The sequence below is a fragment of the Streptomyces zagrosensis genome (assembly GCF_014203645.1).
GTDB lineage: Bacteria > Actinomycetota > Actinomycetes > Streptomycetales > Streptomycetaceae > Streptomyces > Streptomyces zagrosensis.
In genome coordinates, this window is the sequence record NZ_JACHJL010000020.1 from 132,971 (window position 1) to 158,432 (window position 25,462).

General features: G+C 68.8%; 2 protein-coding genes. Both read right to left on the reverse strand.

Annotated features, from left to right (window positions below; translation table 11 throughout):
• Positions 1-57: 57 nt before the first annotated feature.
• On the reverse strand, positions 58-17,466 hold the full coding sequence (locus FHS42_RS37680) for an SDR family NAD(P)-dependent oxidoreductase (RefSeq protein WP_376772737.1): 17,409 nt from the start codon (positions 17,464-17,466) through the stop codon (positions 58-60).
• Positions 17,393-25,462: type I polyketide synthase (locus FHS42_RS29385; protein WP_184577507.1), on the reverse strand; the 8,070-nt coding region annotated here is incomplete at its 5' end. The genes FHS42_RS29385 and FHS42_RS37680, both read right to left, overlap by 74 nt.

Below are 25,462 nucleotides of genomic sequence, written 5' to 3' on the forward strand. Positions count from 1 at the left end.
CTCCTAAAGAAATCTCGCGCTGAACGGACCCACGGGAGGAATGACCGAACTCCCGGACTAATCAATCCCTTGATCGACGAAGGCGAAGAGGTCTTCGTCGGTCGCGGTGGCGACATCGTCGAGGTCCGTCTTCTCCGACTCACCGCACAGGTCGAGAATCTCCCGAAGGCGCTCGGCGATCCGGTCGCGGTCCGCCGCGTCGGCGGCCACCGCGTGGAGGGTCGCCTTGAGGTTGTTCAGGTACGTCAGTACCGTTTCGGTCGGCGATGGTTCATCGGTCTTGATCTGCTCGTGCAGGTAGGTGACCACCCGTCCCGGAGTCGGGTGGTCGAACACCAGGGTGGCGGGCAGGCTCAGCCCGGTCGCGGTGGCGAGCCGGTTGCGCAGTTCCACCGCCGTCAGCGAGTCGAACCCGAGATCCCGGAAGACCTGGCCACCGCCGATGGCGTCGGGCGACGCATGGCCGAGGACCGCGGCGGCGTGGCCACGAACCAGCTCCAGCAAAAACCCAGCGCGCTCGTCGACCGGTACCGCCGCCCACCGCTGGGTGAAGCTGTTGCCGGAACCGGGCTGCTCGTGCCGACTACCGTTCCGGCGGAACCGGCCGCCGCCCACGTCGGAGGAGCGGTTCGCCATCGGGAGCCCCGCCGCGCCGCGCCACCGGGTCAGCCCCACCACGGCCCGGTCGGCGAGGAGTGCTTGGTCGAACAGGTCCAGCCCCTGTGTCACCGACAGCGGCAGCATCCCCGCCCCGGCCATGCGCTCAAGGTCAAGGTCCGACAGGGTCCCGGTCAGCCCGACTTCGGTGGTCCACGACCCCCATGCCATGGACACTCCGGGTAGGCCCTCCTGGCGGCGCCACTGTACGAGTGTGTCTGCGAAGACGTTGCCCGCGGCGTAGTTGGCCTGACCCGGACCACCCAACAAACCTGCCAAAGACGAGAACACCACGAAGAACGACAATTCCTTCTCGCGGGTCAGGTCGTGTAGATGCCAGGTGGCGTCCACCTTCGGCGCCAGCACCCGGTCCAATCGTTCACCGGTCAGCGACCCGATGACCCCATCGTCGAGCACTCCCGCCGTGTGCACCACACCGGTGATCGGATGCTCATCGGGAACAGCAGCCAACAACGCAGCCACAGCAGACCGATCAGACACATCACACGCCACCACAGTCGCCCGCGCACCCAACTCGGTCAAATCCTCGACCAACTCAGCCGCACCCTCGGCCTGTGCACCCCGCCGACTAACCAACACCACATGCCGCACACCATGAACCCGCACCAAATGCCGAGCCACCACACTACCCAAACCACCCGTACCACCCGTCACAACCACCGTGCCCGCAGAATCCACCACCCCTGGCATCGTCAACACAAGCTTCCCCGTATGCCTGGCCTGACTCATCAACCGAAAAACCCCACGCGCCTGACGAACATCAGACGACACCACCGGCAACGGACACAACACACCCGCCTCAAACAACACCATCAACTCACCCAACATCTCACCAATCCGCTCCGGACCAGCATCAATCAAATCAAACGCCTGATACCCCACACCCGGCCGAACCGCCTGAACATCATCCACCGAACGAACATCCGTCTTACCCATCTCAATAAACCGACCACGATCAGCCAACACCCGCAACGACGCATCCACAAACTCACCCGCCAACGAATTCAACACCACATCCACACCACGCCCCCCAGACACACCAAGAAAACGCTCCTCAAAACCAAGCGAACGCGACGAACCAATACGATCACCATCCACACCCAACGAACGCAACACACCCCACTTACTCTCACTCGCCGTCGCAAACACCTCCAACCCGAAATGACGCGCCAACTGAATCGCCGCCATCCCCACACCACCCGCACCCGCATGAACCAACAACGACTCACCCGACACCACACCCGCCAAATCCACCAACCCGTAATACGCCGTCAAAAAAGCAATCGGCACCCCCGCCGCCTCCACAAACGACCAACCCTCCGGCACCCCCACCACAAGACGCTCATCCGCCACCACCACCGGACCAAACCCACCAGAAACCATCCCCAACACCCGATCCCCCACCCCCACACGCGACACACCCGACCCAACCTCCAACACCACACCAGCAACCTCACCACCCAACAAACCCGCATCCCCCGGATACATCCCCAACGCACTCAACACATCACGAAAATTCACACCCGCCGCACGCACCCCAACCCGCACCTCACCCACACCCAACACACCCGCCAACCCAGGAACCGCCACCAACGACAACCCCTCCAACGACCCACCCACCACCGACTCCAACCGCCACAACCCACCCACCGGCGGAACAAGACCACCCACCCCCACACCCACACCCTCAACCAACCGCAAAACCCGCACCACCCCACCACGAACCACCACCTGCGACTCACCACAAGCCACCGCCCCCGCCACAACCACCAAATCCACACCAGAACCCGAACCCACACCCACACCAGAACCCGCACCCGCACCCGCGTCCACATCCGAGACACTGTCCAGGTCAACCAGAACAATCCGGTCAGGATTCTCCGACTGCGCCGAACGAACCAACCCCCACACCGCCGCCCCCGGCAAATCAGTCACCACATCACCCCCACCCACAGTCACCGCACCCCGAGTAACAACCACCAACCGGGAATCAACCAACCGCACCGCACCCAACCAACCCTGCACCTGCTCCAACACCCACCCCGTCACCTCATGCACCCGACCCACCACAAAACCCGACCCCGACTCACAAGTACGCGGAACCACCAGCACCACGCTCCGCGGAACCGGCATGCCGTACTCAACCGCGCTGCTCAAAGCAGCGAGATCGGCGTAGTCGGCCGAAGGGCCCACCGTGGTCCAGTCGTCGGTGAGCGGAGTCCGGTCGGTGGCACTGACATCCGTCCAGTGCGGGGTGAGAACCACGGTGTCCTGTGCATCGACTCCGAGCGTGCCAGCGGGCAGTTGGCGAACCAGCAACGATCCGATGGACAGCACCGGCGCTCCGGTGCGGTCGGCCACTGCCACGGAGACCTCGTCGGCGCCGGTACGGGTGAGGCACACGCGTACCCGCGTCGCGCCCGAGGCCGTCAGCTCCACCTCCGTGAACATGAACGGCAACCGTGCCGACTCGGCCGGGGCGAGCCCGGCGAACGTCGCCGCGTGCAGCACCGCGTCCAGCAGCGCCGGATGAACGCCGAACGCCCCCGCCCCGGCCCGTTGCGGCTCGGGCAGCTCCACCTCGGCCCATACGCGATCGCCCTGGGTCCAGGCCCTGGTGAGTCCCTGGAAGGCTGGTCCGTAGGCGAGGTCGGTGTCCGCGCCCGAACCGTAGATGCCCGAGGTGTCCACCGCCGAGGCGCCGTCTGGCGGCCATGCCCCGTCGAAGACCGTACCGTCACCGGCGGTGGTGGTCCCGTGGGTGCCACTGTCGGTGAGGACACCGCTGGCATGGCGGGTCCACGTCTCGCCGCCGTCCGGGCAGGCATGGACGGCTACGGCCCAGCCCTGCTCCCGCTCGGTGAGGACTACCTGTATCTGGCAACCTCCCTGGGACGAAAGCACCAGTGGTGTTTCCAGGACCAGTTCGACGACCCGGTCACAGCCCACGGCGTCACCCGCGCGTACCGCCAGTTCGACGAACCCGGTGCCGGGGAAGACGACCTTCCCCTGTACGACGTGGTCGGCCAGCCAGGGGTGGGTGTGGAGCGACAACTTTCCGGTGAGCAGCGTTCCGCCGGACTCGGGCAGAGCGACCATAGCGCCCAGGAAGGGGTGCTCGGCCGGTCGGAGCCCGGCCGCTGCCACATCACCGACGGTGGTGGGGATGGTCGGCCAGTAGCGCCGGCGCTGGAACGCGTACGTGGGCAGCTCCACCCACCGGGCGCCGGCACCTGCGAAGAGCGGCTCCCAGGTGAGCGGCGCGCCCACGGTGAACAACCGGGCAGCGGCCTCGACCAAGGCGGTGTCCTCGGGGTGGTCGTCGCCGCGCAGCAGGGCGACGGCGGTGACGGCCTCGGTGCAGGTCTGCTGCGCCATCGCAGCCAGCACACCACCCGGACCCGCCTCGATCAGTGTCCGTACACCCAACGACTCCAACCGCCGCACACCATCAGCGAACCGGACCGTCTCCCGCACCTGACGCACCCAATACGCCGGAGCAGAGAACACCTCCGCATCCACCAACTCCCCCGTCAACGCCGACACCACCGCAATCCGCGGCGCACCCCACACCAACGTCCCCAAAACCTGCTCAAACTCAGCAAGCATCGGCTCCATCAACGACGAATGAAACGCGTGTGACACCCGCAACCGGCTCGTCCGCCGCCCCATAGCTCCGAACATCTCGGCGATCTCCAAGACTTCGGTCTCGTCCCCCGCCAGCACAACGGAATCGGGACCATTAACCGCCGCAACCGATACCCGATCCGACAACACATCGGTGAACTCATCCTCAGCACCCTGAACGGCAACCATCGCGCCACCGGCAGGCAACGCCTGCATCAACCGGCCACGCGCCACCACCAAACGACAGGCATCCGCCAACGACAACACACCCGACACATACGCGGCAGCGACCTCACCCACCGAATGACCCAACACATAATCCGGAACCACACCCCACGACTCCACCACCCGAAACAGCGCCACCTCCACCGCAAACAACGCCGGCTGCGCCCAACCCGTAGCCTCCAACAACCCGGCGTCATCACCCCACATCACCTCGGTCAACGACCGATCCACATGCAGATCCAACTCGGCGGCCACCGCATCCAACGCCTCCGCGAACACCGCCGAGCGTACGTACAGCCGCCTGCCCATACCCAGGCGCTGCGCGCCCTGACCGCTGAACAGCACTCCCACGCCACCGCTCACCGGGGCCTGACCTTGCACCACCTGCGTCGCGGGGGTGTCCGTCACCAAGGCCCGCAGTCCGGCCAGCAGTTCGTCACGATCTGCGCCGGTGACCACCGCGCGATGCTCGAACACGGAGCGGGTGGCCGCCAGCGACCAACCCGTGTCCAGCACATCGAGGCCGAGGTCGGCGCTCGCGAGGTCCAGCAAGCGGGCGGCCTGTCCGCGTACCGCGTCGGCGGTCCGGCCGGACAGGACCCACGGCACCACGGCCCGCACCAGACCGGACGCGGGGTCGGCCTCCGCGGTCTCGTCCTCGGCCGCGGTCTCGGCGGGTGCTTCGAGGATCACGTGGGCGTTCGTGCCCGACACGCCGAAGGCCGATACTCCGGCGCGGCGCGGACGGCCGGTCTCCGGCCACGGTGTCGCCTCGGTCAGCAGCCGTACCGTCCCCTGCGTCCAGTCGACCTTCGAGGACGGGGCGTCCACGTGCAGGGTGGGCGGCAGCACACCGTGCCGCATCGCCATGACCATCTTGATGATGCCCGCGACTCCGGCGGCGGCCTGGGTGTGACCAAGGTTGGACTTCAGCGAGCCCAGCCACAACGGCCGATCCTCCGGCCGCCCTTGACCGTACGTCGCCAGCAGCGCCTGCGCCTCGATCGGGTCACCGAGCACCGTACCCGTACCGTGCCCCTCCACCACATCCACCTCAGCAGCAGACAACCCAGCACCGGCCAACGCCTGCCGAATCACCCGCTGCTGCGCCGGACCATTCGGCGCCGTCAAACCATTCGACGCACCATCCTGGTTAACGGCACTGGACCGTACGACCGCCAGCACCCGACGGCCCTCCCGGCGGGCGTCCGACAACCGCTGCACCACCAACACACCAGCGCCCTCGGACCAGCCCGTGCCATCGGCCGCGTCCGCGAACGCCTTGCACCGACCGTCCGCCGCCATGCCTCCCTGCTGGGTGAAGCCAACGAAGGTGTCCGGTGTCGCCATGACGGTCACACCACCGGCGAGAGCCATCGTGCACTCGCCCGATCGCAACGCCTGCGCGGCCAGATGCAGCGCCACCAGCGAGGACGAGCACGCTGTGTCCACCGTCATCGCCGGGCCCTGGAGGCCCAGTGTGTACGCCACCCGCCCGGAGACCACGCTCTGTGAGCCACCGGTGATCAGATGCCCCGCCACGTCGTCACCGGAGCGGCCCGCCATCTCGGCGTAGCCCGAGGGGAACGCGCCCACGAACACCCCGACCGGGGTGCCCGTCAGCGACGCCGGGGCGATTCCGGCGTGCTCCAGCGCCTCCCACGAGGTCTCCAACAGCAACCGCTGCTGCGGATCGGTCGCCACCGCCTCACGCGGCGAGATTCCGAAGAACCCCGCGTCGAACTCCCCTACGCCAGCGAGGAAACCGCCGTGTCCGGTGACGGAGGCGCCGGCGCCGGCGCCGAACAGTTCGTCCAGGTCCCAGCCGCGGTCGGTCGGGAAGGCGGACACCGCGTCCCGGCCCTCGGCCACCAGCCCCCAGAGCTGATCGGCGTTCGACACGTCTCCGGGGAACCGGCAGGCCATGCCGACGATCACGATCGGATCGTCGGTGACCGACACCACCGGCGGCAGGTTCAGCGCCCCGGTTCCGACTCCGGACCCGATTCCGGCGGACGCGTCGCCGAGCAACGTGGCCATATGGCCGGCCAGTTCGGTGATGGTCGGGTAGTCGAAGACGAGCGTTGCCGGGAGCCGCAAACCGGTCACGGTCGCGAGCCGGTTGCGCAGTTCCACCGCGGTCAGCGAGTCGAAGCCGAGCGCCCTGAACGCCTGGCTCTGGTCGATTTGCTGCGGCGAGAGATGTCCCAGCGCCTGCGCGACATGGCCGCGAAGGAGATCATGCAGGAAGCGTGTGCGATCCTCGGCCGGAATCGCCGTCCAGCGCCGGGCGAAGCTGTCCGGGTGGTGGCGGTCGTCGCCGGCCGCCGGGCGGGCGACGGCGGTCGGAACGAGCGAGCGCAGCATCGGGCCCAGGTCGTCCCGGGTCCTCAGTACGGCCGGTTCCAGCCGCGTCAGGGCAACGACCGGTTCACCCGCCGTCAGCGCCCGGTCGAACAGGTCCAGTCCCTGTGCCACCGGCATCGGCGGCATTCCCGAAGCGCGCAGCCGCTCAAGGTCGGCTGCGGCGAGGGCCCCGGTCAGCCCGGCCTCGGGCGTCCACGGGCCCCACACCATCGAGACGCCCGGCAGGCCCGCCTGCCTGCGCCACTGCACCACCGCGTCGGCGAACACGTTCCCGGCCGCGTAGTTGCCCTGCCCAGGACCGCCCAGCAGCCCGGCGAGAGAGGAGAAGACGACGAACAGCGACAGATCCATGGACCGGGTCAGTTCGTGCAACAGCCAGGTGGCGTCCGCCTTCGGCGCGAGTACGGCGTCGATCCGCTCACCTGTCAGCGACCCGATCACTCCGTCGTCGACCACACCAGCGGTATGCACAACACCTGATACGGGGTGTTCCGCGAGCAGCCCGGCCAATGCCTCCCGGTCGGAGACATCGCAGGCCACCACGGTGACCCGCGCACCCCACTCGGCCAATTCGGTGGCCAAGTCGCTTGCACCGTGGGCGTGTTCACCTTGCCGGCTGGCCAGCACGAGGCTCCGCACCCCGTACGCCCGCACCAGGTGCAGGGCCACCAGTCCGCCGAGGCCGCCCGTGCCGCCGGTGACCAGCACCGGGCGGCCCACCGTGACGGTGTCCGTAACGACGCCGGTGGTGGAAGAGGCGGGAGCGGAGGTGGAGGTGGAGGTGTGGCGGAGCAGGCGGGGGACGCGTACGCCGCCACCGCGCAGGGCCAGCTGAGGCTCGCCTGTGCCCACCGCGCGGGCGAGCGTATCGAGATCGAGAGCGGCCCCGGGCTCCAGGTCGGCCAGGATGATCCGGTCCGGGTTCTCGGACTGTGCGGACCGCACCAGGCCCCAGACCGCCGCCCCCGGTAGATCGGTTATCGGGTCGTCCTCCTTCGTGGTGACCGCTCCCCGGGTGACCACGATCAGCCGCGTTCCGTCGAACCTCCGGTCCGCGAGCCGGCGCTGCAACTGCTCCAGCACCCACCCCGTGATCTCGTGCGCCCCGGTCACAAAGGACTCGGGCGCGAAGGTGTGCGGTACAACGAGAACCACACAGCCCGGGAGGGAAGGTTCGGTGCCCAGCCCGGACACCAGCGCGTCCCAGTCGGCGTGGTTCACGTGGTTCACGTAGTCCGCGGAGTCCGGGTCCGCACCTAGTACGGTCCAGTCATCGGTCCGGGCGACCGGCCCGAATTCCCGGTCGGTCCAGTGCGGCACGAGGACGAGGGCGTCCTGCGACCCGGACCCGAGGGCGGCCTCCGGCAGGGGGCGCATCGACAGCGACCCGATGGACAGCACAGGGGTACCGGAGCCGTCGGCGACCGCTATCGACACCTCGTTGGTACCGATACGAGTGAGACATACGCGCACCCGCGTGGCCGCCGAGGCCCTCAGCACGACCTCGCCGAACATGAACGGCAGCAGCGCCGAGTCCGCCGGTTCCAGCTCCGCGAACCTCACCGCCTGCACCACCGCGTCCAGCAGCGCCGGGTGGATGCCGAACGCCTTGGCGGATTCCGCCTGGACCTCGGGTAGTTCGGCCTCGGCCCATACGCGGTTGCCCTGGGTAAAGACCCGGGTCAGGCCCTGGAACACCGGCCCGTAGACCACATCGCCCTCGTCGGCGTACATTCCGGATATATCGACCGTCGAGGCTCCGGCAGGTGGCCACGTCGCACTCAGCGCGTCGTAGACGGTCGTGTCGAGGGTGGAATCGGCGCTGGTCAGTACACCGGTGGCGTGCCTCGTCCAGATGTCGCCGCCGTCGGGGCGGGCATGGACAGCAACCGTCCAACGGCCCTGCTCCCGCGGCTGCTGCTGCTTCTGTTCGGTGAGGACGATCTGGATCTGGCAGCCGCCCTGCGCGGGCAGGACCAACGGCGCTTCCAGAACCAGTTCGCTCACCTGACCGCAGCCCACGGTGTCACCGGCCCTGACCGCCAGCTCGACGAATCCGGTACCGGGGAAGACAACCGAACCGCGGACCACGTGGTCGGCCAACCAGGGGTGGGTATGGAGCGACAGCTTTCCGGTGAACAGCATCCCGCCCGAGTCGGGCAGAGCAACCATCGCGCCCAGCAACGGGTGCTCGGCGGCGGCCAGTCCAGCCCCCACCACATCCCCGACCCCTCCCGCGGCCTCGGGCCAGTACCGCTGACGCTGGAACGCATAGGTGGGCAGCGTTGTCCGCTGTGCCCCGGCGAAATACTGGTCCCAGGCAAGAGGCACGCCCCGAGCGAACAGCCTGGCAGCTCCGGCGGCCAGTGCGGTGTCCTCGGGCTGGTCGTCACCGCGCAGCAGGGCTACGGCAGCGACCTCATCGGTGCAGGTGTGCTGCGCCATCGCAGCCAGGGCACCATTCGGCCCCACCTCAATCAGCGTCCGTACACCCAACGACTCCAACCGCCGCACACCATCAGCGAACCGAACCGCCTCCCGCACCTGACGCACCCAATACGCCGGAGCAGAGAACACCTCCGCATCCACCAACTCCCCCGTCAACGCCGACACCACCGCAATCCGCGGCGCACCCCACACCAACGTCCCCAAAACCTGCTCAAACTCAGCAAGCATCGGCTCCATCAACGGCGAGTGGAAGGCGTGAGAGACCCGCAGGCGGTTCGTCCGCCGCCCCCGACCCGCGAACCCCTCCGCAATCCGCGTGACTTCACCCTCAGCACCGGCGAGAACCAGCGACCCAGGCGAGTTCACCGCGGCAATCGACACCCCCGCAGACAACAACCCGGCAACCTCATCCTCACCGGCCTCCACCGCCACCATCGCCCCACCGGCAGGCAACGCCTGCATCAACCCACCACGCGCCACCACCAACCGACACGCATCCCCCAACGACAACACACCCGACACATACGCAGCAGCAATCTCACCCACCGAATGACCCAACACATAATCCACAACCACACCCCACGACTCCACCACCCGAAACAACGCCACCTCCACCGCAAACAACGCCGGCTGCGCCCAACCCGTACCCTCCAACAACCCCGCATCCCCACCCCACATCACCTCGGTCAACGACCGACCCACATGCAACTCCAACTCAGCAACCACCACATCCAACGCCCCCGCAAACACCGCCGAAGACTCATACAACCGCCGCCCCATACCCAACCGCTGCGCACCCTGACCACTGAACAACACCCCCACGCCACCGCTCAGTGGGCCAGATCCCTGGAACACCTGAGCCGTAGGCGTGCCCTCCGCCACGGCGCGCAGCCCGGCCAGCAACTCCTCGCGCCCCGCCCCGGCCACCGCCGTCCGGTGGTCGAAGACAGACCGCGTCACCGCCAGCGACAAGGCCGCATCCCGCACATCCAAGTCGGGGGCTGCCTCAGCCCACGCCGCCAATCGCGCGGCCTGAGCACGCACCGCGTCGGGAGACTTGCCTGACACCACCCACGGCACCGCCACTTCGGTACCAGAAACGGGGGCGGGTACGAGACCGGTATCGGTCTCGCCGAGATCGGCCGCCTCCGGGGCCTCCAGAATGACGTGCGCGTTCGTCCCCGACACCCCGAAGGACGACACACCCACCCGGCGAGGACGGCCGGTCTCCGGCCACGAAGTGGTCTCGGTCAGCAGCCGCACCACGTCTTCGGACCAATCGACCTTCGACGACGGCGCGTCCACGTGCAGCGTCCGCGGCAGCACACCGTGCCGCATCGCCATGACCATCTTGATCACCCCGGCCACGCCTGCCGCGGCCTGCGTGTGACCGAGGTTCGACTTCAACGAACCGAGCAGAAGGGGGTGGCCGGCGGGACGGTCCTGGCCGTAAGCGGCGATCAGCGCCTGTGCCTCGATCGGGTCGCCAAGCACCGTACCCGTACCATGCGCCTCCACCACATCCACCTCAGCAGCAGACAACCCAGCACCCGCCAACGCCTGCCGAATCACCCGCTGCTGCGCCGGACCATTCGGCGCCGTCAAACCATTCGACGCACCATCCTGGTTAACGGCGCTGGACCGTACGACCGCCAGCACCCGACGACCCTCACGCCGCGCATCCGACAACCGCTGTACCACCAGCACACCAGCGCCCTCGGACCAGCCCGTGCCATCGGCACCGTCCGCGAACGCCTTGCACCGACCATCGGCGGCCAGCCCGCCCTGCACCGAGAAGCCGACGAACGCGTCAGCGGTGGCCATCACGGTCACACCGCCGACCAGGGCCATCGAGCACTCGCCCGACCGCAACGCCTGCCCGGCCCAGTGCAACGCCACCAGCGACGACGAACACGCCGTGTCCACCGTCACCGCCGGACCGTGCAACCCCAGCGTGTACGCCACCCGACCTGACAGCACGCTCTGCGAGCCGCCGGTGACCAGGTGACCGGCCACATCATCGATGGACCGACTCGCCACCTGCGTGTATCCCGATTCGAAGGCTCCGACGAACACACCGACCGAGCTACCGGCGATCGACGCTGGGGCGATTCCGGCGTGCTCCAGCGCCTCCCACGAGGTCTCCAACAGCAACCGCTGCTGCGGATCGGTCGCCACCGCCTCACGCGGCGAGATTCCGAAGAACCCCGCGTCGAACTCCCCTACGCCAGCGAGGAAACCGCCCTTGGCCGTCACCGATGCGCCCGACCCTGACCCGGGGCCGTCCGGACCGTACAGCTCGTCCAGGTCCCAGCCACGGTCGGCGGGGAAGTCCGATACCGCGTCCCGGCCATCGGCCACCAGCCGCCACAAGTCATCGGGGCCCGACACATCTCCGGGGAAGCGGCAGGCCATGCCGACGATCACGATCGGATCGTCGGTCACCGAGACCACTGGCGGCAGGCTCGGCTGCCCGGCTTCGGCGGGCGCGTCACCGAGCAGTCCGGCCACATGGCCGGCCAGGGCGTCAATGGTGGGGTAGTCGAACACCAGGGTGGCGGGCAGACGCAGCCCGGTCAGGCCGGCCAGCCGGTTGCGCAGTTCCACCGCCGTCAGCGAGTCGAACCCGAGCGTCTTGAAGGCCTGACTCGTGTCGATCTGGGCGGCGGAGCTGTGGCCGAGGACAGCGGCGACATGCGCGCGGATCAAGTCCATGAGGGTGCCGGGGCGGTCCTTGGCCGGGATGCCCGCCCAGCGCCGGGTGAAGCTGTCCGGGTCCTGGCGGTCGTCGCCGACGGACGGGCGCGCCACGCCGCCGGGGACGAGGGAGCGGAGCACCGGCGGGAGGTCTGCCTGCCCACGCAGTGCGACGAGGTCGAGGCGGGTCAGCCCGAGTACCGCTTCGTCGCTCCGGATGGCCTGGTCGAACAGGTCCAGCCCTTGTGCCACCGCGAGCGGAGGCATTCCCGTGCCACTCATACGGCGCAAATCGATCTCGGAGAGGGTCCCGGTCAGCCCGATGTCCGGCGTCCAGGCTCCCCAGGCCATCGATAGGGCGGGCAGACCGAGTTGCCGTCGCCACTGGACCACGGTGTCGGCGAAGACGTTGCCCGCCGCGTAGTTGCCCTGGCCGGGGCTGCCCAGCAGCCCGGACAGCGAGGAGAACACCACGAACAGGGAGAGGTCGAGTTCCCGCGTCAGCTCGTGCAGGTGCCAGCTGGCATCGACCTTCGGCGCCAGCACCCGGTCCACCCGGTCCGCGGTCAGGGAACCGATAACGCCGTCGTCGAGCACGCCCGCGGTGTGGACGACGCCCGACAGCGGGTGCTCGGCGGGCACCGTCGCGAGTACACCGGCCAGGGCCTTTCGATCGGTCACGTCGCAGGCGGCGACGGTGACCTGAGCGCCGAGCCCGGTCAGCTCCGCGACCAGTTCTGCGGCGCCATCGGACCGCTCTCCCCCACGGCTGACCAGCAATAGGTGCCGGACACCGTACGCACGGACCAGGTGCCGTGCCGTCAGGCCGCCCAGGCCGCCCGTACCGCCGGTGATCAGGACCGTACCGCTGGAGGCCGTCTCGTCCGTCCCGAATCCATCGGGCCTGGTCCCACCGGTTCCGGTCCCATCGGTTCCGGTCCCATCGGTTCCGGTCCCACCGGTTCCGGTCCCACCGGTTCCGGTCCCATCGGTTCCGGTCCCATCGGTTCCGGTCCCATCGGTTCCGGTCCCATCCGGGGGGCCGGGGAGGGCCACGGCGTGACGGATCAGCCGCGGAACGCGCAGCGCGGTACCGCGGACCGCGACCTGGGGCTCACCGGTCGCGACCGCCCGCAGCGGTGCGGCGAGATCGGGACCGAGATCGTCGTAGGTCTCCAGATCGATGAGGGTGATCCGGTCGGGGTTCTCCGACTGGGCCGAACGGACCAGGCCCCAGACCGCCGCGGCGGGCAGGTCGAGTACCGGGTCGTCCTCACCGGTGGTGACCGCCGCCTTGGTCACCACGGCCAACCGTGTGTCGCCGAGACGCGGTTCGCCGAGCCACCTCTGGAGCTGTTCTAGCGTCCACACCGTGACCTGGTGCGCCAGGCCGGGAACCACAGCCGGCGCGGCGTCGGGGTGGTGCGGTACGGCGAGCAGCACGGTCCGGGGTACCGGGGTCCCGCCGTCGAGCGCGGTGATCAGCGCGTCGAGGTTGGGATACGCGGTGTCCTGGCCCACGACGGCCCAGTCACCGGCCGATGGCACGGAGCTGCTCGGGGCGGCGTCCACGTCGATCCACCGGGGCGCGAGGACGGCCGTGTCCTGGAGACCGGCGGTGAAATCGCCTTCCGGTAGCGGGCGGGTCAGCAGGGACCCGATCGACAGCACCGGGGAGCCTGTGTCGTCGGCCACGACGACGGAGACGTCGTCCTCACCGGTACGAGTCAGGCACACTCGCACCCGGGTCGCGCCCGAGGCCCACAGGACGACATCGGTGAAGGTGAAGGGCAGCCGAACGGGCTCGCTCGCGTCCGAGCCGGTCAGCATCGCGGCGTGCAGTACGGAGTCGAGCAACGCCGGGTGGATGCCGAACGGTCCGGACTCCGACGGACGGCTTTCGGGCAGGGCTACCTCGGCCCAAACCCGATCGCCCTGACGCCATGCCTGGGTCAGGCCCTGGAACACCGGCCCGTAGAACACGTCGGGACCCGCGCCGGAACCTGTGTCAAAGTCGGCTTCGGGGCTGTACATCCCGGAGGTGTCGATCGCCTTCGCCCGAGTGGGCGGCCAGCCCGAGCCGAGGTCGGCGAAGGCGCTCGCATCGGCGACGGCGGTCGTGCGGCGGGTCAAGACGCCGGTGGCGTGGCGGGTCCAGGCGTCGGTGGTGTCCGGCCGGGCATGGACAGCCAAGGTCCAGTGGCCGGGCCGCTCCTCGGTCAGGAGGAGTTGGATTTGGCAGCCGCCCTGTGCGGGCATGACGAGGGGGGCTTCGAGTACCAGCTCACCGACCTGGTCGCAGCCCACGGCGTCACCGGCCCTGATCGCCAGCTCAACGAATCCGGTGCCGGGGAACACGGCCACACCGCGCACCACGTGATCGGCCAGCCAGGGGTGCGACCGCAGGGAGATCCTTCCCGTGAACAGCGTGCCGCCGGACTGCGGCAGGGAGATCATCGCGCCCAGCAGCGGATGTCCGGCAGACGCCAGGCCCGCCCCGATGACGTCCCCGATGCCGGCCGGGGTGTCCGGCCAGTACCGCTCGTGTTGGAACGCGTACGTCGGCAGATCGACGACACTGCCGAAACCAGGTCCGGCACTGGAACCGGCATCGATATCGACACCGGCGAACACGGCTTCCCACGAGACGTGTCCACCATGGACGAACAACTCGGCCAGCGACGCCACCATCCGCCGGGCACCACCCTCGCCACGCCGCAGCGTCCCCATGACGACGCCCGCTTCCCCGGCTTCGTCCAGCGTTTCCTGGACGGCGGCGGTCAGGACAGGATGCGGGCCGACCTCCAGCCACGCCCGATATCCGTTGGCGATCAGCGCCTGAGTGACTTCCTCGAACCGTACGGTCTCGCGCAGATTACGCACCCAGTACGCCGCATCAGCCGTAGCAGCATCCAGGAGCCCTCCGGTGACGGAGGAGTACACCGGCACCGACTGTGCCTGCGGACGCACCGACGCCAACTCTTCCAAAAGCCGGTCCCGGATCTCCTCCACCTGCGCCGAATGCGAGGCGTAATCCACCGCAATCATCCGGGCACGCACACCATCCGCCTCACACTCCGCCACCAACTCCCGCAACGCCACCACATCACCCGACACCACCACCGACAACGGACCATTCACCGCCGCCAACGACAACCGACCACCCCACCGCTCAACAAGCACCACAACACGATCGACGGGGAGCGCTACAGCCGCCATCCCACCACCGCCACCGGCCAACGTGTCCGCGATCGCGCGGCTCCGCAACGCCACCACCCGCGCCCCATCGGACAACGACAACCCACCCGCCACACACAACGCAGCAATCTCACCCTGCGAATGCCCCACCACAGCAACCGGCACCACACCACACGAACGCCACAACTTCGCAAGCGACACCATCACCGCCCACAAAACCGGCTGCACCACCTCCACCCGACCCAACGCCACCTCATCACCCAACACATCCCACAACGACCACTCCACGAACGAACCAAGAGCCTCAGCACACTCCGCCATCGCAGCGGCGAACACCGGTGATACGTCCATCAGTTCCCGCGCCATACCAACCCACTGGCCGCCCTGACCCGGGAACACGAACACCACACCCGCGTCCGTACTGCCGGCCACCGCCCCCTGGACCACCTGCGCAACGGGCTCACCTGCCACCACCGCCCGCAACCCGGCCAACAACTCCGCACGGTCACCACCGGTCACCACCACACGGTGATCGAACAGAGCCCGGCTGGTCACCAACGACCGCCCCACATCAACCGATTCCAGCCCGGGATTCACCTCGGCCCAATCCAGCAGCCGGGCCGCCTGACCCCGCACCGCCTCAGCCGTCTTCCCCGACAACACCCACGGCACCGCACCCCGCACAACTGGCGGCGCTAGTACGAGGTCCGGCTCGGCCTCGGGCTCGTTCTCGTTTGCAGTTCCAGTCTCGGCGACGGCTTCGAGAATGACGTGCGCGTTCGTCCCCGACACCCCGAAGGACGACACACCCGCCCGACGAGGACGGTCCGTCTCGGGCCACGCAGTGGACTCGGTCAGCAGCCGTACCGCGCCTCGGGACCAGTCCACCTTCGCGGACGGAGCGTCCACGTGCAGGGTCGGCGGCAGCACACCGTGCCGCAGGGCCATGACCATCTTGATCACCCCGGCCACACCTGCGGCGGCCTGCGCGTGCCCAATGTTCGACTTCAACGAACCCAGCCACAACGGCCGCTCATCCGGCCGTCCTTGGCCATACGTCGCCAGTAGCGCCTGGGCCTCGATCGGGTCGCCAAGGACCGTACCCGTACCGTGCCCCTCCACCACATCCACGTCGGCCGTCGACAGCCCGCCGTTCACAAGGGCCTGCCGGATGACCCGCTGCTGTGCGGGACCGTTCGGCGCCGTCAAACCGTTCGACGCACCGTCCTGATTCACCGCGCTCGACCGCACGACCGCCAACACCCGACGCCCATCACGCCGCGCATCCGACAACCGCTGCACCACCAGCACCCCGGACCCCTCAGCCCAGCCCGTGCCATCGGCCGAGTCCGCGAACGCCTTGCACCTGCCATCAGCGGCGAGCCCGCCCTGCTGGGAGAAGCCGACGAAGGTATCCGGGGTCGCCATGACCGCCGTACCACCGACGAGAGCCATCGAGCACTCTTCTGATCGCAGTGCCTGAACGGCCAGATGCAGGGCGACGAGCGAGGACGAACACGCGGTGTCCACCGTCATCGCCGGGCCCTGGAGACCCAGTGTGTACGCCACCCGTCCGGAGATCACACTCTGGGAGCCGCCGGTGATCAGATGGCCGGCCACATCGTCCCCTGACCGGTCCGCCACCTCCACGTACCCCGAGGGAGAAGCGCCGGCAAACACCCCGACCTGGCCACCCGCCAGGGACAACGGGTCGATGCCCGCGTGCTCCAACGCCTCCCAGGATGTCTCCAGCAGCAACCGCTGCTGCGGGTCCATGGCGAGCGCCTCACGCGGCGAAATCCCGAAGAACCCCGCGTCGAACTCCCCGGCACCCGTCAGGAAGCCGCCTTCGGCCGTGGCCGAGGCATTGTTTCCGGTGCCGTGCAGCCCCTCCAGGTCCCAGCCACGGTCGGAGGGGAAGCCCGAGATCGCGTCCCTGCCGTCCGCGACCAGATCCCAGAGCTGATCGGGGCCGAACACACCGCCGGGCAGGCGACAGGACATGCCGATGATCGCGATTGGCTCGGTCGAGGCGGCGACGAGCTGCTGATTCTTGCGCTGAAGTCGCTTGTTCTCCAGCAGCGAGGCGCGCAACGCGTCAACTATTTTGTCCGCAGACGTACTCATTGTCAGCTCCACAGTTTCCGCGTTGTCACGAATCGTCGTTTCCAGCGAGAGCGATCCGGACCAGATCGTCCACATCGGCGGCCAGAAGGGCCGCTTCATCGTCTTCTTGCCGCTGTTGTTCTTGCCGGTGCTGTTCCGGCTGTCCTGGTTGCTGTTTCTCCTGGCCTCCAGGACCGACCAGCCCTGGCGTGCTGTCGGCAAGGCCGAGGACAAGGTCCAGCAAGCCCGCCTCGCGAAGCTTGGCCGGCGGGATGGATGCGATGGCCCTGCGCAGGGCCTCGTCGTCGTCCGATTCGCTGCTGCTGCCCAGCAGTTCGGTCAGGTGGCCGGCGAGTGCGGTGATCGAGGGGTAGTCGAAGGCCAAGGTGGCAGGCAGGCTGAGCCCGGTCGCCGCGGCGAGCTGGTTACGCAACTCCACCGCCGTCAGCGAGTCGAAACCCAGCTCCTTGAACGCCTGCCCGATATCGATCCGAGTGGAGGCGGTGTGCCCCAGTACGGCGGCGACCTGCCCTCGAATGAACTCCTGAAGGAAGCGGGGGCGTTCGGTGGACGCGAGGTCCGCCCACCGACGGGTGAATTCGGAGCCCGCCTCCTCGTCGGAGTCCCGCGCGGCGCCGGTGAGGGCCTGCTCGACCTCGGGGATGTCGGACAGCAGCGCGCTTTTCCTGGCCACGGTGAACGCCGGTGCGAACCTCGACCAGTCCATGTCTGTGACGGTCATACCGGTCTCGTCGTCCCGCAGTACGCGCGAGAGGGCCGCGAGTGCGAACTCCGGCCGCATGGGCAGAACGCCCAACCTCCGCAGATACGCACCTTGTTCGGGGTTGTCCACCGCCATACCCGCCTCGGCCCAGTTGCCCCACGCGATCGCGGTACCCGGCCGTCCGTGCGCCCGGCGGTGCGCCGCCAGGGCATCCAGATAGGCATTACCGGCGGCATAGGCGGCCTGGCCACCGCTGCCCCACGCCGAGGCACCCGAGGAGAACAGCACGAACGCGTTCAGGTCGAGGTCGCGCGTCAGCTCGTCGAGGTGTGTGGCACCGGCCACCTTAGCCCGCAGTTCCACCTCCACCTCGTCGGGCGTCACCTCGTCGATCTCGACGACGCCATGGCTCACTCCGGCGGCATGCACCACCGTGGTCAGCGGAACGTCCCCGGGGATGCCGTCGATCACCGCGGCAAGCGCGCTCCGATCAGTCACGTCACAGGCGGCCACGGTGACCCGCGCGCCCAGTGTCTCCAGTTCGCCGCTCAGCAACTTGGCGCCCGCCGCCTCCGGGCCACGTCTGCTCAGCAGCAGCACGTGTTCGGCGCCGCGCTCGACAACCCACCGGGCCACGAACGCGCCGAGCCCGCCTGTACCACCGGTGATCAGTACGGTCCCACGCACCGACCACGGCGCGCCTACGGAGCCGCTGCTCGGCGCGTGCACGAGCCGTCGGCCGAACACCTCCCCGTCCCGCACCGCGAGCTGATCCTCGTCGGAGACGCCAGGCTCTGCGGATGCGGATGCGGATGCGGACCGTACCGAGCCGGTAAGAATCGACGTGAGCCGTCGCGTGGTGCGGCTGTCGAGCGCCTCGGGCAAATCCACCACACCGCCCCACTGTTGCGGCCTCTCCAACGCGGCCACCCTGGCGACGCCCCAGATGCCAGCCTGCCGGGGGTTGGTCACGGGGTCATGCCGCCCGACCGACACCGCCCCCCGGGTCACCGCCCATACAGGGGCCGCGTTCCCGGCGTCGCCGAGCGCCTGGAGCAGCGTCAGCGTCGGGACCACGCCGGGTGGCGTCACACCCGGCCCGGACTCAGCCGTCGCCAACAGGGACAGCACACCGGCGAAGTCCCCTTCGGGCAGGCGCGCGGCGAGCGCTGCGCGACCCATGCCGTCGTACTCCAGTACGTGAACTTCGGGTCCCATCGCGGCCACCACGTCCGTCACCCACGGGTCGGCACCGGAAGCGGTGGGCACCGCGGGCACAACGACCAGCCAGGGGACCGTCATCTCCGCAGGCGAGAAGCCGTCCAGCCTCTTCCAGATCTCCCGATAGCGCCAGCTGTCCGCGGTCCGGTCGTCGCGGTTGCGGTCGCGCCATGACGACAGTGCCGGTAGCAGCGGGGACACGACATCGCCGTCGAGCCCCAGCGACTCCGCGAGCGCCCCCACGTCTTGCCGCTCGACGGACGCCCAGAACTCCGCATCCCGCGCGTCCCCCGCCGCAGAGACCGTGGTCTCGTCGGCCTCGACCCAGTACCGCTCCCGCTGGAAGGCGTAGGTCGGCAGCTCCACCCACCGGTCCCCGTCGGCGCTGCCCCCCGGGGTGAGCGCGTACCGGTTCATGGGCACGCCCCGGACGAACAGCCTGGCGGCTCCGGCGGCCAGTGCGGTGTCCTCGGGCTGGTCGTCACCGCGCAGCAGGGCTACGGCGGCGACCTCATCAGTGCAGGTGTGCTGCGCCATCGCAGCCAGGGCACCATTCGGCCCCACCTCGATCAGCGTCCGTACACTTAACGACTCCAACCGCCGCACACCATCAGCGAACCGAACCGTCTCCCGCACCTGACGCACCCAATACGCCGGAGAGCAAAGCAACTCCGCGTCAACCAACTCGCCCGTGAGGTTCGACACCACGGGAATCCGCGGAGCCCCCCACGTCAAAGTGCGCAGAACTAGTTCGAACTCGTGGAGCATCGGCTCCATCAACGGCGAATGAAAAGCATGGGAGACCCGTAGACGGTTCGTCCGCCGCCCTCGGCCCGCGAACTCCTCGGCAATACGCGTGACCTCATCCTCAGCACCGGCAACAACCAACGACTCGGGCGAGTTGACCGCCGCAATCGACACCCCCGCAGTCAACAACCCAACAACCTCGTCCTCACTGGCCTCCACCGCCACCATCGCCCCACCAGCAGGCAACGCCTGCATCAACCCACCACGCGCCACCACCAACCGACACGCATCCCCCAACGACAACACACCCGACACATACGCAGCAGCAATCTCACCCACCGAATGACCCAACACATAATCCACAACCACACCCCACGACTCCACCACCCGAAACAACGCCACCTCCACCGCAAACAACGCCGGCTGCGCCCAACCCGTACCCTCCAACAACCCCGCATCCCCACCCCACATCACCTCGGTCAACGACCGACCCACATGCAACTCCAACTCAGCAACCACCACATCCAACGCCCCCGCAAACACCGCCGAACACTCATACAACCGCCGCCCCATACCCAACCGCTGCGCACCCTGACCACTGAACAACACCCCCACACCGGCTCCCGATCCCACCCGGGCATCGCCGTGGAACGCCTGCGCCGTGGGCATGCCCTCCGACACCGCGCGGAGTCCGGCAAGCAGAGTGTCGCGGTCAGCGCCTATGACGACCGTACGGTGATCGAACCGGGACCGGGTCGCTGCCAGGGACCAGGCCACCTCCCGTACGTCGAGCGTGCGGTCGGTCTCCGTCCGGTCCAGCAGACGGGCAGCTTGGACCCGTACCGCTTCCGCCGTCTTCCCCGACAGCACCCACGGCACCACACCAACGGCCAGAGCATCCGCCAGCCCCCCGACAGACCCAACAGGCTCTACCGGCTCAAGCGGCCCGATGACAGGTTCGGGTGCTTCCAGAATGACGTGCGCGTTGGTCCCCGACACCCCAAAGGACGACACACCCGCCCGACGCGCACGACCCGACTCCGGCCACGCAGTCGCCTCGGTCAACAACCGGACGCTCCCCTGCGTCCAGTCCACCCTCGACGACGGCGCATCCACATGCAACGTCCGCGGCAACACCCCATGCCGCATGGCCATGACCATCTTGATGATGCCCGCGACTCCGGCAGCGGCCTGGGTGTGCCCGAAATTCGACTTCAACGACCCCAGCCACAACGGCCGATCCGCCGGCCGCCCTTGACCGTACGTAGCGATCAGCGCCTGCGCCTCGATCGGGTCGCCAAGCACCGTGCCCGTACCATGCGCCTCCACCGCGTCCACCTCAGCAGCAGACAACCCAGCACCCGCCAACGCCTGCCGAATCACCCGCTGCTGCGCCGGACCGTTCGGCGCCGTCAAACCATTCGACGCACCATCCTGGTTAACCGCACTCGACCGCACGACCGCCAACACCCGACGCCCCGCACGCCGCGCATCCGACAACCGCTGCACCACCAGCATTCCGGCCCCTTCGGACCAGCCCGTGCCATCGGCGGCGTCCGCGAACGCCTTGCACCGACCATCGACCGACAAACCACCCTGCTGGGAGAACCCGACGAAGGTGTCCGGGGTCGCGATGACGGTCACACCGCCGGTGAGGGCCATCGTGCACTCGCCCGACCGCAACGCCTGCGCGGCCAGATGCAACGCCACCAACGACGACGAACACGCCGTGTCCACCGTGACCGCCGGACCGTGCAACCCCAGCGTGTACGCCACCCGGCCCGAGACCACGCTCCCGGAACCACCGGTGATCAAATGCCCGGCCAGGTCCCCGTCAGCCCGGGACGCCAGCTCGGTGTACCCGGACGGGAAGGCCCCGACAAAGACCCCGGCCGCTTCCCCCGCCATCGACGCCGGGTCGATCCCGGCATGTTCCAGCGCCTCCCATGACGTCTCCAGCAGCAGGCGCTGCTGCGGGTCCATGGCGAGCGCCTCACGCGGCGAAATCCCGAAGAACCCCGCGTCGAAATCACCGACTCCGTGCAGGAAACCGCCCCGGGCGGTAGCCGAGGCTCCGGAGGCCAATAGCTCGTCCAGGTCCCAGCCCCGGTCGGTCGGGAACCCGGCGACGGCATCCTCGCCGTCGACCAGCAGCCGCCACAGTCCATCGGGGTCCGCCACGTTCCCCGGGAACCGGCAAGCCATGCCCACGATCACGATCGGGTCGTCGGCCACCGACACCACCGGCGGCGGCGTGCCCACGGCCTCGGCCGCGACCGGCTTCTCACCGAGCAGTTCGGCGAGGCGGACCGCGAGGTGATCGGCCAGTAGCGCGATGGTGGGATAGTCGAATACCAGGGTCGCGGGCAGGCCCAGTCCGGTCGCCGCCGCCACCTCGTTGCGCAGCTCGACGGCGGTCAGCGAGTCGAATCCGAGCAGCTTGAAGGCCTCGTCGACGTCGATGTGATCGGGTGACCGGTGCCCGAGCACCGCCGCGACATGGCCGCGCAGAAGTTTGTGCAGGAAGCGGGGGCGTTCCTCGGCCGGCAGAGCGGACCACTGCTGCGCGAACCCGCCGGGCCGCTGCCTCGCGTTCCCAGCGACGCGTCGCACCACACCGCCGACGAGGGAACGCAAGATGGGTGGCACATCGCCTTGTGCCCGCAGGGCGCCCGTGTCGAGCCGGGTCAGGCCCAGGACGGCGTCGTCAGCGCCGAGTGCCTGGTCGAAGAGGTCGAGGCCCTGTTCCACGGAGAGCAACGGCATCCCGGCGCGGGCCATGCGCCGCAGGTCGATGTCCGTCAGCGTCCCGGTCAGGCCGACCTCGGGTGTCCAGGCTCCCCAGGCCATCGACACACCCGGAAGTCCGGCCTGCCGGCGCCATTGCACCAGTGTGTCGGCGAATACGTTGCCCGCCGCGTAGTTGGCCTGTCCGGGGCCGCCAAGGAGCCCCGCCAGTGACGAGAACACCACGAAGAACGACAGGTCCATGCCCTGGGTCAGCTCGTGCAAATGCCACGCCGCGTCCACCTTCGGAAGCAGCACGCGGCTCACCCGCTCACCGGTGAGCGATTCGATGACACCGTCGTCCAGCAGGCCCGCCGTGTGCACGACCCCCGAGACCGGATGCTCGCCGGGCACGGCCGCCAGCATCCTGGCGAGCGCGTTCCGGTCCGACACGTCACAGGCCACGACCGTGACCCGTGCGCCCAGTTCGGTCAGCTCCTCGGTGAGTTCGGCGGCGCCCTGGGCACGCTCGCCGCGCCTGCTCGCCAGCAGCAGGTGCCGTACGCCGTGATGACGTACGAGGTGACGTGCCGTCAGGCTGCCGAGGCCGCCGAGGGCGCCGGTGATCACGACCGTGCCCCGCACCACGGCGGGCTCTCCGGCCGTGGCCACGGCCGGGGTACGGCGGACCAGGCGTGGCACCCGAACTTCACCGTCGCGGAAGGCGACTTGGTCCTCCGCCGTCAGGGCCACACCGGCCAGCGCCGGGAGGTCCAGGGGCACACCCGGTTTCAGGTCGACGAGGGTGATCCGGTCGGGGTTCTCCGTCTGCGCCGAGCGGATCAGCCCCCAGACCGCCGACGCGGGCAGATCGGTCACCGGGTCGTCGGCGCCGGTGGTCACCGCCGACCGGGTGACGACGGCCAACCGCGTTCCGCCGAGTCGCTGTTCACCGAGCCAGCGCTGCACCTGCTCCAGCGTCCGGACGGTGACCTCGTGCACGAGGTCGGGTGCCGGCCGCGGGTGATGCGGTACGGCGAGAACCACCTGGCGCGGGACGGGGGCGCCGTCGCCCACGGCCGCGATCAGCGCGTCCAGATCCGCGATCTTTCCCCCCGGTCCCACCACGACCCAGCCATCGGCCGGAGCGCTGCTCACCGCGTCCAGGGCGGTCCACTGGAGAGCCAGTACCGCTGTGTCCCGGGGCGCGGTGGCGAAGTCGCCCTCCGGCAGCGGACGTAGTACCACCGAGCCGATCGACAGCACCGGAGCGCCACCGCCGTCAGCAATCGCGACGCTGAACTCGTCGTCACGGATGAGGGTGAGACGCACCCGGATGTGCGTCGCTCCCGTGGCCCGGAGCACCACGTCGCCGAACGAGGCCGGCAGGCTGCCGGAGCCCACCGTCACCGCGTGCAACGCGGCGTCCAGCAAGGCCGGGTGAACGCCGTAAGCCCCGGCCCGGTCAGCCTGGCTCTCGGGCAGGGTCGCCTCGGCCCATACGCGGTCGCCCTGGGTCCAGGCCCTGGTAAGTCCCTGGAACACCGGCCCGTGCGCAATGCCCGTACCGGGTGTGTCGGTGTCGGAAACCGCGTAGAAGCTGGAGAGGTCGATCTCCGTGGCACCACTCGGCGGCCACGTCGCCGCCGCTTCCAGGCCGGCGAAGTCACTGTCGGTGGCCGTACGGGTGGTCAGCAACCCGGTGGCGTGCCGGGTCCAGTTCGCACCACCATCGGGGCGGGCGTGGACGCTCACTGTCCAGCCCTCCTCCCGCTCGGTGAGCGATACCCGGAGCTGGCAGCCACCGTGGTCGGGAAGCACCAGCGGCGAGGTCAACTCCAGGTCGCCGAGATGATCACAGCCGACGGCGTCGCCGGCGCGTACGGCCAGATCGACGAGCGCTGTTGGCGGGAAGACGACATGGCCTCGTACCACGTGGTCCGCTAGCCACGGGTGGGTCCGTACGGAGATCTTGCCGGTGAACAACATGCCGCCGGACTCCGGAAGCTCCACCATCGCACCGAGCAAAGGGTGTCCGGGGGTGGCCAGGCCCGCCCCCACCACATCTCCGACCGATGCCGGGGCATCGGGCCAGTACCGCTCACGTTGGAACGCGTACGTGGGCAGTTCGACCCGGCGAGCATCGAGACCGGCGAAGAGCGACGACCAGGAGACGGGCACGCCGTGGACGAACAGTTCGGCCAGCGAGGCCACCATCCGCCGCGAACCACCCTCACCCCGGCGCAAAGTGCCCACAACAACACCCTTGATGCCAGCGGACGCGGCGGACGCGTCCAGGATCTCCTGGAGCGATGTGGTGAGTACGGGATGCGGACTGACCTCGACAAACACCTGCCGACCATCCGCAAGCAACGCCTGGACAGCCTCCTCGAAGCGGACGGTCTCGCGCAGATTACGCACCCAGTACGCCGCATCAGCCGCACCAGCATCCAGGAGCCCTCCAGTGACGGAGGAGTACACCGGGACGGACGCCGACTGCGGCTGGACCGGCGCCAACTCTTCTAGCAGCCGGTCCCGGATCTCCTCCACCTGCGCCGAATGCGAGGCGTAATCCACCGCGATCACCCGCGCACGAACACCATCCGCCTCACACTCCGCCACCAACTCCCGCAACGCCACCACATCACCCGACACCACCACCGACAACGGACCATTCACCGCCGCCAACGACAACCG

Bases quoted from the DNA above. Each gene is read 5' to 3' on its own strand.
- FHS42_RS37680 (WP_376772737.1), bottom strand. From the start codon at position 17,466: ATGAAGCGGCCCTTCTGGCCGCCGATGTGGACGATCTGGTCCGGATCG.